The sequence below is a fragment of the Jatrophihabitans endophyticus genome (genome assembly GCF_900129455.1).
Classification (GTDB): domain Bacteria; phylum Actinomycetota; class Actinomycetes; order Mycobacteriales; family Jatrophihabitantaceae; genus Jatrophihabitans; species Jatrophihabitans endophyticus.
Genome location: NZ_FQVU01000002.1, coordinates 588,813 through 603,729, shown reverse-complemented (window position 1 = coordinate 603,729; position 14,917 = coordinate 588,813). Strand labels below are relative to the sequence as shown.

Annotated in this window: 16 protein-coding genes; 10 read left to right on the top strand and 6 right to left on the bottom strand. The window is 72.5% G+C overall.

Annotation, left to right across the window (positions count from 1 at the left end):
- Positions 1–83: 83 nt before the first annotated feature.
- The 4 genes from BUE29_RS08255 to dnaA all read right to left on the bottom strand — a co-directional run bounded on the left by BUE29_RS08255 (position 84) and on the right by dnaA (position 5,184).
- A complete protein-coding gene (locus BUE29_RS08255) occupies positions 84–761 on the bottom strand; it encodes a DciA family protein (protein WP_073388471.1) in 678 nt (225 codons plus the stop codon).
- Between the two features lie 97 nt (positions 762–858).
- On the bottom strand, positions 859–2,031 hold the full coding sequence (recF, locus tag BUE29_RS08250; RefSeq protein ID WP_073388469.1) for a DNA replication/repair protein RecF: 1,173 nt from the start codon (positions 2,029–2,031) through the stop codon (positions 859–861).
- Between the two features lie 21 nt (positions 2,032–2,052).
- Complete coding sequence (dnaN, locus tag BUE29_RS08245) at positions 2,053–3,201, bottom strand: DNA polymerase III subunit beta (RefSeq protein WP_073388467.1); 1,149 nt, start codon at positions 3,199–3,201, stop codon at positions 2,053–2,055.
- Positions 3,202–3,609: 408 nt separating this feature from the next.
- Positions 3,610–5,184 (bottom strand): chromosomal replication initiator protein DnaA, encoded by a 1,575-nt coding sequence (gene dnaA, locus BUE29_RS08240; protein ID WP_143168065.1) that lies wholly within the window; start codon positions 5,182–5,184, stop codon positions 3,610–3,612.
- Positions 5,185–5,704: 520 nt separating this feature from the next.
- Here dnaA and rpmH point away from each other — a divergent pair.
- The 8 genes from rpmH (at position 5,705) to BUE29_RS08200 (ending at position 11,118) form a co-directional block, all read left to right on the top strand.
- On the top strand, positions 5,705–5,842 hold the full coding sequence (gene rpmH / locus BUE29_RS08235) for a 50S ribosomal protein L34 (RefSeq protein ID WP_073388462.1): 138 nt from the start codon (positions 5,705–5,707) through the stop codon (positions 5,840–5,842).
- 31 nt (positions 5,843–5,873) lie between these two features.
- Positions 5,874–6,233, top strand: coding sequence for a ribonuclease P protein component (rnpA, locus tag BUE29_RS08230; RefSeq protein ID WP_073388460.1), 360 nt, complete (start codon positions 5,874–5,876; stop codon positions 6,231–6,233).
- On the top strand, positions 6,230–6,577 hold the full coding sequence (gene yidD, locus BUE29_RS08225; RefSeq protein ID WP_084180841.1) for a membrane protein insertion efficiency factor YidD: 348 nt from the start codon (positions 6,230–6,232) through the stop codon (positions 6,575–6,577). The genes rnpA and yidD overlap by 4 nt, the downstream gene beginning before the upstream one ends.
- Before the next feature lie 4 nt (positions 6,578–6,581).
- The gene (gene yidC, locus BUE29_RS08220; RefSeq protein ID WP_073388457.1) at positions 6,582–7,694 is read left to right on the top strand and encodes a membrane protein insertase YidC; all 1,113 of its coding nucleotides are present in this window, start codon (positions 6,582–6,584) and stop codon (positions 7,692–7,694) included.
- Positions 7,695–7,836: 142 nt separating this feature from the next.
- Complete coding sequence (locus BUE29_RS08215; protein WP_407657319.1) at positions 7,837–8,337, top strand: Jag family protein; 501 nt, start codon at positions 7,837–7,839, stop codon at positions 8,335–8,337.
- Complete coding sequence (rsmG, locus tag BUE29_RS08210; RefSeq protein WP_073388453.1) at positions 8,334–9,023, top strand: 16S rRNA (guanine(527)-N(7))-methyltransferase RsmG; 690 nt, start codon at positions 8,334–8,336, stop codon at positions 9,021–9,023. Before BUE29_RS08215 ends, rsmG begins: the two co-directional genes overlap by 4 nt.
- A complete protein-coding gene (locus BUE29_RS08205; protein ID WP_084180839.1) occupies positions 9,020–10,009 on the top strand; it encodes a ParA family protein in 990 nt (329 codons plus the stop codon). The genes rsmG and BUE29_RS08205 overlap by 4 nt, the downstream gene beginning before the upstream one ends.
- Complete coding sequence (locus BUE29_RS08200) at positions 10,006–11,118, top strand: ParB/RepB/Spo0J family partition protein (RefSeq protein ID WP_073388450.1); 1,113 nt, start codon at positions 10,006–10,008, stop codon at positions 11,116–11,118. Before BUE29_RS08205 ends, BUE29_RS08200 begins: the two co-directional genes overlap by 4 nt.
- On the opposite strand, the gene BUE29_RS08195 is transcribed toward BUE29_RS08200, so the two are convergent.
- Positions 11,097–11,696 (bottom strand): nitroreductase family protein, encoded by a 600-nt coding sequence (locus BUE29_RS08195; protein ID WP_073388447.1) that lies wholly within the window; start codon positions 11,694–11,696, stop codon positions 11,097–11,099. The two genes, BUE29_RS08200 and BUE29_RS08195, sit on opposite strands and share 22 nt — an antisense overlap.
- Positions 11,697–11,811: 115 nt before the next feature.
- Between BUE29_RS08195 and BUE29_RS08190 the strand changes: the two genes are divergently transcribed.
- The gene (locus tag BUE29_RS08190; RefSeq protein WP_073389558.1) at positions 11,812–13,020 is read left to right on the top strand and encodes a pyridoxal phosphate-dependent aminotransferase; all 1,209 of its coding nucleotides are present in this window, start codon (positions 11,812–11,814) and stop codon (positions 13,018–13,020) included.
- A gap of 13 nt (positions 13,021–13,033) precedes the next feature.
- Positions 13,034–13,675: a GNAT family N-acetyltransferase gene (locus BUE29_RS08185; RefSeq protein ID WP_073388445.1), complete on the top strand. Its 642-nt coding sequence runs from the start codon at positions 13,034–13,036 to the stop codon at positions 13,673–13,675.
- Positions 13,676–13,689: 14 nt separating this feature from the next.
- On the opposite strand, the gene BUE29_RS08180 is transcribed toward BUE29_RS08185, so the two are convergent.
- Positions 13,690–14,799, bottom strand: coding sequence for an N-acetylmuramoyl-L-alanine amidase (locus tag BUE29_RS08180; RefSeq protein ID WP_073388442.1), 1,110 nt, complete (start codon positions 14,797–14,799; stop codon positions 13,690–13,692).
- Positions 14,800–14,917 lie beyond the last annotated feature (118 nt).

Genomic DNA, 14,917 nt, shown 5'->3' with positions numbered 1-14,917 from the left:
GGTCGGCAGGGAACCCACGCGGCCACGAGCCTCGACGCGTGTGCGCCCGTTGAGCACGCCGAGCCGGGGACGGTCGGCGCCCGTCAGCCGTAGGTGTCGCGCGGCCCACGCGCGCCGCGCACCGACCGGCCGCCGTGGCGCCAGCTGGGTGCCACCGGGCCGGTGATGATCAGCTTGGTGACGACGTCGGGCCCCAGCTCGGCGACGAGGCGCGCGAGCAGCGTCGCGGCGAGCAGCCGCAGCTGCGTGGCCCATGCCGTCGACTCGGCGGCGATCCGCAGCTCGCCGGCGGTCAGCGTCTGCGGCGTGGCATGCGCCGCCACGTCCTCGCCGACCAGCGTGGACCAGTCGGCGAAGACCCGGGCCTCGGCCAGTGGGCGCTCCCACCCCTGGTCGTCGACGAGGCCACCGAGCAGCTGGCCGACCCGCTGCGGGTCACGGGCGGGGTCGTGGCCGGGACCGGAGTAGCCGCCGGTGTTGCGCGACCCGTTGCGCCCGGCGAGATTGTCGCGCCGGATCCGGTTGCGGGTGTCACGGTCGTAGCGCCGGGCCGGCCGGCCGCGGGCCGTCTCGCGGGCGCCGGCGAGCGCGGCCCGTGCGAGGTCGGTCTCGGCAGGGTCGGTCCCGGCAGGGTCGGTCCCGGCAGGGTCGGTCCCGGCCGGGCCGATCTCGGCAGGACCGTCCTGAGCCGGCTCGCCCGGCGGTGTGACCCGGGTCTCGTCCTGTGGGGCGCCGGCCGCGGCGTCGGGTTCGTCGTCCACAACCCGTGCCGGTTTTCCACCGTCGGTTGTGGACAACCGCCCGCTCGCGGTGCGACTTTCCGGACGATCGGGCCGCGAAGCGACACGCCGGCTGCGCTCAGTGGACACGCCGCACCGTCCCGCCGCCGACCTCGAAGCGGGTGCCGCGCAGTCCGGGCGGGACGTCGCCCTCGACCGCAGCGGTCACGATCGCCTGCTCGGCACCGGCCGCGACGAGCGCCAGCTGGGCGCGCCGCTCGGCGTCGAGCTCGGCGAACACGTCGTCCAGCACGAGGACCGGGTCGCCGCCGGAGAAGGCGTCCGATCGCAGCAACTCGTAACTGCCGAGGCGCAGCGACAGCGCCGCCGACCAGCCCTCACCGTGGCTCGCGTACCCGCGCAGCGGCAGGTCGCCGAGGGCGAGCTCGAGGTCGTCGCGGTGCGGGCCGACGAGGTTCACGCCTCGATCCAACTCCGCCGGGCGCGCCGCGGCCAGGCCCGCGAGCAACGCCTCGCGCACCTCGTCGAGCGGGGGAACGGTGTCCGGGTCGTCGCTCGGGTCGACGAGCGCGGGCAGCGATGTCGACAGCGACGTCGAGTAGCCGGCGCGAAGGGCCGAGCTGGACGGCGCGACCTGGGCGTACGCGGCCGCGGCGTGGGGCCGCAGCGCGCGCAGTGTCGTCAGGCGGGCACGCAGCAGCTCCGCGCCGTGGGTGGCGAGGTGCCCGTCCCACACGTCGAGGGTGGTGAGGTCGGCCGGCCTGGCCGCCGACCCGCGGCGGCCGCCTGCGGATTTCAGCAGCGCGCCGCGTTGCTTGAGCACCCGCTCGTAGTCCGCGCGGACGCCCGCGAGTCGCGGGGTGCGCGCCACGACCAGCTCGTCGAGAAAGCGCCGACGTTCCGACGGGTCGCCCCGCACGATGGCGAGGTCCTCGGGCGCGAAGAGGACGGTGCGCAGGACACCCAGGACGTCGCGCGGGCGCGGGACCGGCGCGCCGCCGAGCTTCGCCCGGTTGGCCCGGCCGGCCACGATCTCGACCTCGACGCGAAGTTCCCGGTCGGCGGCGACCACCGCGGCGCGGGTCACCGCCCGCTCGGCACCGGCCCGGATCAGGGGCGCGTCGGTCGAGACGCGGTGGCTGCTCAGCGAGGCGAGGTAGCCCAACGCCTCGACCAGGTTGGTCTTGCCTTGGCCGTTGCGCCCGAGCAGCACGTTCGCACCCGGTTCCAGTGCGAGCTCGGCCGTCGGCCAGCTGCGGAAATCGGCGACCGACAGGTGGCGGACGTACACGGTGTGGGGCTCGCGCCGGCGTCAGCCGGGCAGGCGGACCGGCATGATCAGGTAGGTGTACTCGGGCGCGTCGCCGTCGCCGGCCGGGGCGTCCGCGGGACGCAGCACGACGGGCTTGGTCGACGACGTGAACAGCAACCGGGCGGTGCCGCTCGACAGGGCGCTGAGCCCGTCGAGCAGGAACTGCGGATTGAAGGCCGTGACGATGCCGTCGCCGTCGTAGGCGACCTCGAGCTGCTCCTCGGCGCGTCCCTCGTCGTCCCCGCCCGCGGTGAGCGACACGGATGCATCGGCGAACTCGAGGCGCACCGGCGCGTTCCGGTCGGTGACCAGCGCGACGCGGCGCACCGCCTCGACGAGCGGTGACACCGCGAGCTCCGCGCTCGACGCCCATTCCGAGGGCAGCAGCGAGCGGTACGCGGGGAACGTGGCGTCGAGCAACCGGGTGGTCGTGCGGCTGGCACGGCCGTTGGTGGTGCCGGAGAAGCCGATGATGCCCTCGCCCGACCCGCCCGAGGAGAGCGAGATCGTCAGCGACTCGCTGTGCGACAGGCTCTTGGCCGCGTCGGCGAGCGTGCGGGCCGGCACCAGCACCTGCGCGTTGGCCGACGAGGGGTCGCCGGGGTTCCACGTCAGCTCGCGCACGGCCAGTCGGTAGCGGTCGGTCGCCGCGAGGGTCAGCCGGTCGCCGTCGATCTCGAGCCGCACGCCGGTGAGCATCGGCAGCGTGTCGTCGCGCCCGGCCGCGATCGCGACCTGCGCCACGGCGGCCGCGAACTCGGCGCCGTCGACGGTGCCCGCGGTGGTGGGCATGACCGGCAGCTTCGGGTAGTCGTCGACGGGCATGCCGGGCAGGCTGAAGCGGGCCGAACCACAGGCGATGGTCAGCCGCGATCCGTCGACGGCGACGTCGACGGGGTGCGGCGGCAGGGCGCGGGTGATGTCGGCGAGCAGCCGCCCGGAGACGAGCGCCGTGCCCGACTCACCGGCGCTCACCTCGAGGTCGACCTCGGTGGAGGCCTCGAGGTCGAAGCCGGAGACGGTGAGGTGCCCGTCGTCGACCCGCAGCAGCAACCCGGCGAGGACCGGCAGGGTGGGGCGGCTCGCCAGGCTGCGCGCAGCCCAGGTCACGGCATCGGCCAGGGCGTCGCGTTCGACCCGGAACTTCACTGATCACACCTACTCGTCGCTCTACTCGTCGCGGTCGTGTCGAACTGGCAACCGACGGTTACCGGGTGGGGCTCGCAGGGTATTCGCTGCGGTTGTCCCCACCATCCACCAGGTTGTAGTTCTTGTCGTTCACTCTCCTGGATTGAAGAGTTTCGTCCTTCGTCTTCGCAGCTGTGGACACTGGGGACAACCCCGTCCGTCCCCGGTGAACGCTAGCCTGCAGCGCAACCGCGGGTGTGGACGAGCGGTGGGTCGTCGTCCCCCGGTCGGGACCGGCGCGGTGGACATCGTCGCGCCGTCCCGCGGCGTCCACACGACCCACCGATTCGTCCACAGGACTGCCCACACGGTGTGGAGTGGCACGGATGCGCCGCGCGGTGAGGGGGAGGCCGGCAGGAGGGGGCGGCGTCACGCCCGGGCCCGGGCCTTGATCCGGCTGGTGAGCTCGGCGATCTGGTTGAAGACCGCGTGCTTCTCGGTCATGAGGCCGCGGACCTTGCGCTCGGCGTGCATCACCGTGGTGTGGTCGCGGCCGCCGAAGCGCTCGCCGATCTTGGGGAGCGAGAGGTCGGTGAGCTCGCGGCACAGGTACATCGCGATCTGGCGAGCGCCGACGAGCGTGCGGCTGCGCGAGCTGCCGACGAGATCGTCCATGCTGATCGAGAAGTACTCGGCCGTCACAGCCATGATCGTCGCGGCGTTGATCTCCGGGTCGTCGGACTCGCCGACGAGATCCTTCAACACCATCTCGGCCAATCCGAGTTCGACGGCCTGCCGGTTGAGGTTGGCGAAGGCGGTGACGCGGATCAGCGCGCCCTCGAGCTCGCGGATGTTGCTCTGGATCCGCGACGCGATGTACTCGAGCACGTCCGGCGGCGGGCTCATGCCCTCCTGGGCGGCCTTCTTGCGCAGGATGGCGATGCGCGTCTCGAGGTCGGGGGCCTGGACGTCGCTGATGAGGCCCCACTCGAAGCGGGTGCGCAACCGGTCCTCGAGCGAGCTCAGCTGCCGCGGCGACTTGTCGGAGCTGATGACGATCTGCTTGCTCTGGTTGTGCAGCGTGTTGAAGGTGTGGAAGAACTCCTCCTGCGTGCGCTCCGCGCGCTCGAGGAACTGGATGTCGTCGATGAGCAGCAGGTCGACCGAGCGGTACCGGTTCTGGAACGCCTGCATCTTGTCGTCGCGCACCGAGTTGATGAAGTCGTTGGTGAACTCCTCGCTCGACACGTAGCGCGTACGCAGCCCCGGCTGCAGCCGTTGCGCGTAGTGGCCGATCGCGTGCAGCAGGTGCGTCTTGCCCAGTCCCGAGGCGCCGTAGATGAACAGCGGGTTGTAGGCACGCGCCGGCGCCTCGGCGACCGCGACCGCCGCGGCGTGCGTGAACCGGTTGCTCGAGCCGATGACGAAGGTGTCGAGGGTGTACTTCGGGTTGAGCCGGGAGTCCTGCTCGCGATCGTTGTCGGAATGGCGCGGCCGGTACCCGCGTGCCGTCTCGATCGGGCGGGCTCCGTCGTACCCGCCCGCCCGCCGGTCCTCGTAGCCGCGGCCGGCGGGCGCGTACTCGTCGTCGAGGTCGTCGTCGCCGAGGTCGCCGAGGTCGTCACCCGCCAGGTCACCGCTGAATCGCGCCGCGCCGGTGGGCGGGGGACCGGTGCGACCGACGGTCGCACCGTCGCCGCCGAGCTTCACCGTCGGCAACGACCCGCTCGTCGTGGTCGACGGCTCGCTGGCCTCGACGGTGACCGCGACCCGGATCTCGCGCTGCAGCTCGTCGCCGAGCATGGAGGCGATCGTCGCGAGGAGTCGGTTCTCCAGGAACTCCTTGGCGAAGTCGTTCGGTGCCGCCAGCAGGGCCGTGCCCTCGATGAGCCCGAGGGGCCGGGTCAACCCGATCCAGGCCCGCTGCTGGGGAGGGATGGACGGCTCGTCGAACCGGGGCCCGATCCGGTTCCACGCTGCGACGAGTTCGGCACTGTCGTCCACTAGCGGGCTCACTCCATGTGTCGCGGTCTCGCGGTGTTACCGCACCGGGGCGGATCGCGCTCCGGTGCGGGCGTCGGCGACGCCCGGTCGATCTCGGTGCACGCGAGCTTGTCACATGCCTCCGGGCGGTCCACATCCACAGACTTGTCCACAGTCTGTGTATACGGCTGGGCCCGGCCTACCCTGCCCCGGGCGCCGGTCCCGCGCCACCCGGCTGGGGGCGACACGGTGGAGGAACCTAACAGCGAGGTGTGGGCTCGACAATAGGACCCGGCGTGTCGGCACGCGTTCACCGACGTGTCGTTCTACGGTCGGCGATTCGCCGTCTGCCGTCGCCCGGTTTGACCTGGGCCGGACCACATCCGTACCGTGATCGGGTCGTACCGGGTGCGGGTCTTCGCGCGTGCTCGGGGCCGTCGATCGTCTCGCTCAGGTTCCCGCCGCACCCCGCGCGGCAGCCGGGCGGGCGGCGTGGCCGATGTGCCGAGTTGTATCAGCCGAGTCTGTATGGAGCCCGACCGTGAGCAAGCGCACCTACCAGCCGAACAATCGCCGCCGGGCCAAGACGCACGGTTTCCGGCTGCGCATGCGCACCCGCGCCGGCCGAGCCATCGTCTCGGCGCGCCGCCGCAAGGGTCGTAACGAGCTCTCGGCCTGACCGGAGCCGGACCACCCGTCTCCCCACGCCCGTGCTGCCACCGGCCAACCGGATGACGCGCTCGGCCGACTTCGGGTCGGTCGTGCGCGGCGGCACCCGTGTCCGCACCACGAACGTGGTGCTGCACCATCGCAGCGGTGCGTCGTCCGACCCGACGCCCGACGCGGCCGGAGCCGCGCTCGTCGGTCTGGTCGTGTCCCGCAGCGTCGGCGGCAGCGTCGTCCGGCACCGGGTCAGCCGGCGACTCCGGGCCCAGCTCGCCGCGCGGCTCGAACACCTGCAGACCGGCAGTGCCACGGTCGTCCGCGCCCTGCCGGCCGCCGCCCACGCGTCGTCGCAGCAGCTCGGTGCCGACCTCGACCGGGCGCTCGAGCGCGTGTCGCGACGATGACCGCGGTCCCCGGCCTGGCCGCGCCGGTCGCGCCGGCCGTGGAGCCGACCGTCGAGCCGGCCGCCGTCGCCCCGCGGGGCGGGCCGCTCACCCGGCTGCTGCTCGCCGCGATCCGCTTCTACCGGATCGGGATCAGCCCGCTGCGTCCGCCGGCGTGCCGCTACCACCCCAGCTGCAGCGCGTACGCCGTCGAGGCGCTCGAGGTGCACGGCGGCCTGCGCGGTTCCTGGCTCGCGCTGCGCCGGCTGCTGCGCTGCCACCCGTTCCATGCCGGCGGCGACGACCCGGTCCCGCCCCGTGCCGGTCGCCCGGCGTCGATGCCGGAAGCCGGAACCGAGGAGTAGTTGAGTGCTTGACTTTTTGTACACGGCCGTGTCGTGGGTGCTGCTGCGCTGGCACGACCTGTTCACCCTGATCGGCTTCAGCGACGCCAGTGGCCTGGGCTGGGCGCTCTCGATCGTCTTCCTCGTCATCACGGCGCGGTTGCTGCTGTTCCGGCTGTTCGTCAAGCAGGTGCACTACCAGCGCAACATGCAGAAGATGCAGCCGAAGATGCAGAAGGTGCGGGAGAAGTACAAGAACGACCGCGCCGAGATGAATCGGCAGATGATGAAGCTGCAGCAGGAGGAGGGCTTCAACCCCCTCGCCGGCTGTCTGCCGATGTTCCTGCAGATCCCGGTGTTCATCGGGCTCTATCACGTGCTGCGGCACCTGGCGAACTCGCAGACCAGCGACCTCTGCCCGGGCGGCAGGCCCGGCACGTCCAAGCTGCTGGAGCTCTACTCCTTCTCCCCGCAGGAGACGTGCCACGGCGCCGGTGCCGACCTGTTCGGCGCGCCGCTGGCCGGATCCTTCCGCGACAGCTCCTCGGTCATCCAGCAGCTGGTGAACGACCCGTCGGCGAGCGCGACGCACACGCGCTTCATCATCCTGCCGCTGCTGATCATCAGCGCGGCCGCCACCTTCGTGACGCAGCTGATGGTGCGGGCGAACGCGACCACCACGCCCGAGGGCACCGCGGCCACCATCCAGCGGGTGATGCTCTACATCATCCCGCTGGGCGTCATGGCCTCCGGTCTGCTGTTCGCCTTCCCGCTCGGCGTGCTGCTCTACTGGTTCACGAGCAACCTGTGGACGCTGGCTCAGCAGGCCTACATCATTCGTTTCCATCCGCCGACGGACGAGCCGGTGAAGCCGGTCGGCGAGGTCGGCAAGACGCTCGCGCCCAAGGTCGGGCAGCGACCGGCACGCCCGCCCAAGAGCGGCGGCAAGCCGGTGAGCGTCAGCAAGGCCCTACCCGACACGACCGCCGACGACGCGACGGCCACCGATCCGCCCGCCGAGCGTGGCGCGGCCGGCCAGACCGCGCGCGGCGCCGCCCCGAGACCGGGGCAACGACCCAACCGGGGCCAGCAGCGCCCACCGCGCAAACGCCCCACCCAGGCCAAGAAGCGGCGCTGAGCGCCGACCGGTGGCGCGCCGCCCCGATGCCCGCGAGCGCACTACCGCCCACCCCGCTGGAAAGGACACTGCTGTCGTGAGTGATACGGACGTCGAGACCACCGCTGCGCCCGACGAGGCCGCCGCCCCGGACGAGGGCGCCGTGACCGGTGCCGACGGGACCGGCCGCGAGGACGGGGCCGAGAGCCTGCTCGTGCAGGAGGGCGACATCGCCGCGGACTACCTCGAGCGGCTGCTCGACATCATCGACTTCGACGGCGACATCGACCTCGACGTCGAGAACGACCGGGCCGCGGTCGCGATCGTCGGCGGCAACCTGCAGGCGCTGGTCGGCGCGCGTGGCGAGACGCTGGACGCGCTGCAGGAGCTGACTCGGCTCGCGGTGCAGCAGCAGACCGGGGTCCGCAGCCGGCTGATGCTCGACGTCAGCGGGCACCGCGCCGCGCGCCGGGAAGAGCTGCAGCGGTTGGCGACCGAGACCGCCCAGCGGGTGTCGGACACCGGCGAGCCGAGCCGGTTGTCGCCGATGAACCCGTTCGAGCGCAAGGTGGTCCATGACGCGGTGGCGTCGATCTCGGGCGTGGTGAGCGAGTCCGAGGGCGACGAGCCCAACCGGCGCGTGGTCGTACTCGTCGAGCGGTGACCGATCCGGGTCCGGTCGCCGGTCCGGTGCCGGAGCCGCCCGACGCCGCACGTCACCTGTTCGGCGACCACCTGCCGGCGGCGGTCGCGTATGCGGGCGCCCTCGCCGGCGACGGTGTGCGGCACGGGCACCTCGGTCCACGCGAGGTGCCGCGGCTGTGGTCGCGACACCTCGTCAACTGCGCGCTGCTGACCGACCTCGTCCCCGAGGGCGCGCACGTGCTGGACGTGGGCAGCGGCGCCGGCCTGCCCGGCGTCCCCATGGCCGTCCGGCGACCGGATCTGCGGGTGACCCTGCTCGAGCCGATGCTGCGGCGCTCTGCGTTCCTGGTCGAGACGGTCGAGCGGATCGGGCTGGCGGACCGCGTTCGGGTGGTCCGCGGCCGGGCCGACGATCCGACGGTGGTCGCCGAGCTCGCCGGGCAGGAGTGGGTGGTGGCGCGGGCGGTTGCCCCGATGGACCGGCTGGTGACATGGTGCGTGCCGTTGCTGGCACCCCGTGGCCGACTGCTGGCACTGAAGGGCCGGTCGGCGGCGGACGAGGTGCGAGAGCACCGGAACGAGATCGTACGCATCGGTGGCGGCTCCGCCACGGTGACCGAACTGGGCACGACGACGTCGGAGCCCACCTGGGTGGTGTCGGTACAGCGGCGGCGCCCCCCGAGCCGGGGAAGGAAGCGGCGATGAGCGAGCGGGACGACGTGGATGTTTCACGTGAAACCGGGGAGGTCGGGCGACCGACGGGGACTGTTTCACGTGAAACCGAGTTCGACACCCCGATCGCCCGCGAAGCGCGGCAGGCCGTCCATGTGCTCAACGTGCGGCAGGAGCAGTGGCCCCGACCGGCCCGCACCCGGGTGCTGACCGTGGCCAACCAGAAGGGCGGCGTCGGCAAGACGACGAGCGCGGTCAACGTCGCGGCGGCCCTCGCGTTGCACGGGCTGCGGGTGCTGCTGATCGACCTCGACCCGCAGGGCAACGCCAGCACCGCCCTCGGTATCGACCACGGTGTCGGCACGCCGTCGGTGTACGACGTGCTGCTCGGTGGGGCAGCCTTGGCGGATGTCGCGCAGGTGGCGGACTTCGCGCCGACCCTGCGGTGCGTGCCGGCCACCCTCGACCTCGCTGGTGCCGACATCGAGCTGACCAGCCAGGTGGCCCGCGAGTATCGGCTGCAGAAGGCCGTCCAGACCTTCCTCGAGGCCGGCGGCGAGGAGACCGACTACGTCATCGTCGACTGTCCGCCCTCGCTCGGGCTGTTGACCCTGAACGCGCTGGTGGCCGGGCAGGAGATGCTCATCCCGATCCAGTGCGAGTACTACGCGCTGGAGGGCCTGGCGCAGCTGCTGAACACGGTGGAGCTGGTGACCTCGCACCTGAACCCGGACCTGCGGGTGAGTACCGTGCTGCTCACCATGTACGACAGCCGGACGCGACTTGCCGATCAGGTGGCCTCCGAGGTGCGCAACCACTTCGGCGATCTCGTCCTCACACCGATGATCCCGCGCAACGTCCGGGTGTCCGAGGCCCCCGGGTTCGGCCAGACCGTCATGACCTACGACGCCGGGTCCCGCGGCGCGATCGGCTACCTGCAGGCCGCGCGCGAGATCGCCGAGCGCGGCCGCGCCGGCGCGGACGCAGGCACCGACGAGCAGCAGGAGGAGACGTCGTGAGCGGCGGCAACAAGCAACGACGCGGTGGCCTGGGACGTGGTCTCGGATCGCTCATCCCCACCGCGCCGGCGGGCCCGGGCGGTCGTGGTTCCGACGGCGGGTCCACCGAGCCGGGCGCTCCCACGGCGAGTGACCGACCGGTGCCCGAGCGCGCCGCGACACCGGCCGCGGCAGTCGCGCCCGGCGCGGCCGGCTCAGTCGACCTGCCCGTCCCGGCCGATCCCGCCGCCGCGCCCGGTCCGGACGCGGCGGTCGGCGATGCGGGCGGCCCGCTGCCCGTCCCCGGCGCGAGCTTCCTCGAGATCCCGGTGACGCAGATCCACGCCAACGCGCAGCAGCCCCGCCAGGTCTTCGACGAGGACGCACTGGCCGAGCTCACCCACTCCATCCGGGAGTTCGGGGTGCTGCAACCGGTCGTCGTCCGCGCCGACGAGGAGGGCTACGAGCTGGTCATGGGCGAGCGGCGGCTACGCGCCGCCACCGCCGCCGGGCTGACCGCCATCCCCGCCATCGTCCGCACGACCGCCGACGACGCGATGCTGCGCGACGCGTTGCTGGAGAACATCCACCGCGCCCAGCTCAACCCGCTGGAGGAGGCGGCGGCCTACCAGCAGCTGCTGGAGGAGTTCGGGGCCACGCACGAGGAGCTGGCCGGCCGGATCGGACGCAGCCGACCCCAGGTGACGAACACGATCCGGCTGCTCAACCTGTCCCTCGCGGTCCAGCGTCGCGTCGCCGCCGGCATCCTGTCCGCCGGCCACGCGCGGGCGCTGCTCACCATCGACGACGCCGAGACCCAGGACGAGCTCGCCGCCCGGATCGTCGCCGAGGGCCTGTCCGTGCGCGCCACCGAGGAGCTCGCGGCGCTCGCGCGCACCGGCTCCACGGCCAAGCCGTCGCGCCGTGCGGCCGGTCCGAAGATCACCGCGCCGGCGGCCACCGAGCTCGCCCACAAGCTCTCCGACGTGTTCGACACCCGGGTACGGGTCGACATCGGCCGGCGGAAGGGGCGGATCACGGTCGAGTTCGCCTCGATCGACGACCTCGAGCGCATCGTGGGCGTCATGGCACCTCAGCTGGAACGGCGTCAGCCCCGGAACGAGCCGTAGCGCACGACCTCGGCCAGCGGACGTCGGCCGCGGCGCAGGGAGGGTGACCGCCGGTCGGGCGCACCGTGGCCGAGGCTCACGACCCCCACGGCGGAGAGCCGATCGGGGATCGCGAACGCCGTGAACAGCGCGTCCCGTCGCTCGGGCGGGACACCGAAGAAGCACGCGGCGAGACCCGCGTCCTCCGCCGCGAGCAGCAGGATCATCGCGGCCATGCCGGTGTCGACATCCCAGTAGGGGACCGGCCAGCGTGCCTCGGCGCGGTCCGTCCAGCCCTTGTCGGGTTCGGCGTAGCGGTCGAGGTACGCCGACTTGTCCGACAGACAGAGCACGAGCGTCGGCGCGGACCGCATTCCGGTGAGCCACGAGTCCGCCGGCCCGTCGCCGGTCACGGACCAGAAGATGTCGCGCGATGTTATGTCATCCAGCACCAGAAATTCGCGACCCTGGGTATGGCCCGCCGACGGTGCCCGAATTGCGAGGTTGAGGAGGTTTTCGGTGGTCGCTCGCGGCACCGGCCGAGCCGGGTCGTAGCTGCGGACCATGCGCCGGTTGCGAACGACGTCGACGAACTCCACCGTGCCACTCTGGCACGGACAGGTCGGCGACGGCCGTGCCGGCCAGGTCGGTCGCGCGCCACATATCCAGTGCGTCCGACCGGCCGGGGTGTGCGATCGTGTGCTCGTGGACCTGATGCAATCCCGCAAGCTCGAGAACGTCCTGTACGACATCCGTGGGCCCGTGCTCGAGGAGGCGAAGCGCCTCGAGGAGGAGGGGCGGCGCATCGTCAAGCTCAACATCGGCAATCCGGCCCCGTTCGGCTTCGAGGCACCCGACGAGATCCTCGTCGACGTCATCCGCAATCTGCCGAACGCCCAGGGCTACTCCGACTCGCAGGGCCTGCTGTCGGCCCGCACCGCGATCGTCCACCACTACCAGACCCGCGGCATCGACACCGTCGACGTGGACGACATCTGGCTCGGCAACGGGGTGAGCGAGCTGATCACCCTGAGCCTGCAGGCGATGCTCGACGACGGCGACGAGGTGCTCGTCCCCGCGCCCGACTACCCGCTGTGGACCGCATCGGCCTCGCTCGCCGGCGGTCGTCCCGTGCACTATCTCTGCGACGAGTCCGCGGGGTGGGAGCCCGATCTCGACGACGTGCGGGCCAAGGTCACGGCGCGCACCAAGGCCATCGTGGTGATCAACCCGAACAACCCGACCGGCGCCGTGTACTCCGAGCAGACCCTGCGCGGCCTCGCCGACATCGCGCGCGAGAACGGGCTCGTCGTGATGGCCGACGAGATCTACGACAAGATCCTCTACGACGACGCCGAGCACGTACCGTTCGCCAAGCTCGCCCCCGACGTCTTCTCGTTGACCTTCAACGGCCTGTCCAAGGCGTACCGGGTGGCCGGGTTCCGCGCCGGCTGGATGATGGTGAGCGGCCCGAAGCGTCATGCGGCGAACTACCTCGAGGGCATCACGCTGCTCGCGAACATGCGGCTGTGCGCCAACGTGCCGGCGCAGCACGCCGTGCAGGTCGCGCTGGGCGGTCGGCAGAGCATCCGCGAGCTCATCCTGCCCGGCGGTCGCCTGCTCGAGCAGCGCGACGCCGCGACCGCGGCCCTGCGTGCGATCCCCGGCGTGACGTGCGTCGAGCCGCGCGGGTCGCTCTACGTGTTCCCCCGCCTCGACCCGGAGCTCTACCCGATCCGCGACGACCAGCGGTTCGTGCTCGAGTTCCTGCGCACGCAGCACGTGCTCGTCGTCCAAGGGACGGGGTTCCACTGGCCGCACACCGACCACCTGCGGATCGTGACGTTGCCACGCGCCGACGACCTGACCGACGCGATCGGCCGGCTCGGCGAGTTCCTGGCGTCCTACCGCGGGGACTGCTAGCGGGAGGCCGTCCGTGTCGGGGTCGGCGCCGCGGTCGGCGAGCATCACGCTGGACTCCGTCGGCGACATCGCGGCCGACTGCCGCCGATGCGTGTTCTGGGAGCTCGACCCGGCGGCCTGGGATCGCGGACTCGACGACGTCGACGGCGCGCTGGCCAAGGAGGCCTGGATCTCCGACACGCTGCTCGAGTGGGGCAGTTGCGGCCGGATCGCCTACGTGGGTGGGCGACCCGCCGGCCACGTGCTGTTCGCGCCGCCCGCGTACGTGCCACGTGGCGGCGCCTTCCCGACCGCGCCGGCGAGCTCGGACGCGGTGCTGCTCATGACCGCCCGGGTGCGGCCGGAGTACCTCGGGACCGGCGTCGGGCGCCTGCTCGTGCAGGCGGTCGCGGCCGACGTCGTCCGGCGCGGCATCCGCGCCGTCGAGGCCTTCGGGCGCGGCGGGGCGGCGGGCGTGCCCGGCCGGCAGGACGGCACCGGCTGTCTGGTGCCGGCGGACTTCCTGCGCGCCGTCGGCTTCCGCACCGTGCGTCCCCACCCGGTGACGCCGCGGCTGCGGTTGGACATCCGCTCGACCGCCACCTGGCGCGAGGACGTGGAGGCGGCGCTGGAGCGGCTGATCGGCACCGTCAAGAGCCCGGCGGCCGCGCGCTGAGACGAGTGTGTCAGTCAGGCCGAGATGCGCATGACGCCCGTGGGCGGGTCGTCCGCGGTGGGGAGGTAGAGGCGCTGGATCGCGACGAGCAGACCCTCGGCGATCGCGTCGCGGACCTGCGTGTCGCACAGCCGGAGCCGGTCGCCGGTGGCGGTCAAGTACCCGAGCTCCACTCGCACGGTGGGCATGCGGGTCAGCCGCAGCAGCGCCCAGGTCTTGCCGTGGATGCGGTTGTCGCCGAGGCCGGTGCGCGCGACCACCTCGCGTTGCGCGAGGTCGGCGAGCCGCTCGCCGATGGTGGACGTGGACTCGCCCGCGCCGTAGTAGTACGCGGCGACGCCGTGGGCCTGCGGCGACGTCCACCCGTCGACGTGCAGGGAGACCACGAGGTCGGCCCCGATGTCGTTGGCGAACTGCGCGCGTTCCTGCTCGCTCGGACCGGTGTGCGGCCCCCGGGTCGGCCAGGCCTGCACCCCGAGCGCGGCGAAGCGCCCCTCGAGGCGCGACGCGATGTCCCAGACGAGGTCCGCCTCGCTGACCCCGTCGGCGACGACACCGCGGTCGGCACCGCCGTGGCCGGCATCGATGACGATCCGCTTGCCGAGCAGGCTCGGCCCGGCGTCGGCGACGGCCATCATGTCGCGCAGCAGCTGCGGCCGGCCGCCGACGACCCGCCGGCCGAGCTGGCGCAGGGCGCGCAGCGTGCCGAGACCGCAGATGCCGTCGGCGATGAGCCCGTAGTCGCGCTGGAAGCCGCGCAGCGCCTCGGCCGTGGACGGTCCGAAGACCCCGTCGGCCTTGCCGAGCGCGAAGCCCAGCTCGACGAGCTGCGTCTGCAGCTCGGTGACGTCGTCACCGGTGAGCAGGTGACCCGACTCGTGCGCCAGCACGCGGTCGCCGAGCTTCCAGTGGGCGCCGGTCAGGGCCGCGTACGTCTCGTCGCCGACCCGGCCGTCGACCGAGATGCCCCGCCGCTGCTGGAAGTGGCGGACGGCCAGCTCGGTCGCCTCGTCGAAGCTGTCCGCGGAGCGGGACTCGGTGTTGTTGAGCAGCCCGATCGTCGCCAGCATCGTGCGGACCTCGGCGACGGCACTGCCGGTCATGCCGCGTCGCAAGGGCTGCATCAGGGCCAATCGTCGTCGAGGGGCGGGCGGGCTGCACGGGTCATTCTGCCCCACCAGGGGCGGGGACAGCGCACGAGGCGGTCGCGCGGGCGCGCCGCGCGACCGCCTCGACGGCACA

Coding starts and splice junctions, on each gene's coding strand:
- BUE29_RS08205 (WP_084180839.1), top strand. CDS start 9,020: ATGAGCGAGCGGGACGACGTGGATGTTTCACGTGAAACCGGGGAGGTC.
- BUE29_RS08190 (WP_073389558.1), top strand. CDS start 11,812: ATGCAATCCCGCAAGCTCGAGAACGTCCTGTACGACATCCGTGGGCCC.
- BUE29_RS08180 (WP_073388442.1), bottom strand. CDS start 14,799: ATGCAGCCCTTGCGACGCGGCATGACCGGCAGTGCCGTCGCCGAGGTC.
- yidD (WP_084180841.1), top strand. CDS start 6,230: ATGACCGCGGTCCCCGGCCTGGCCGCGCCGGTCGCGCCGGCCGTGGAG.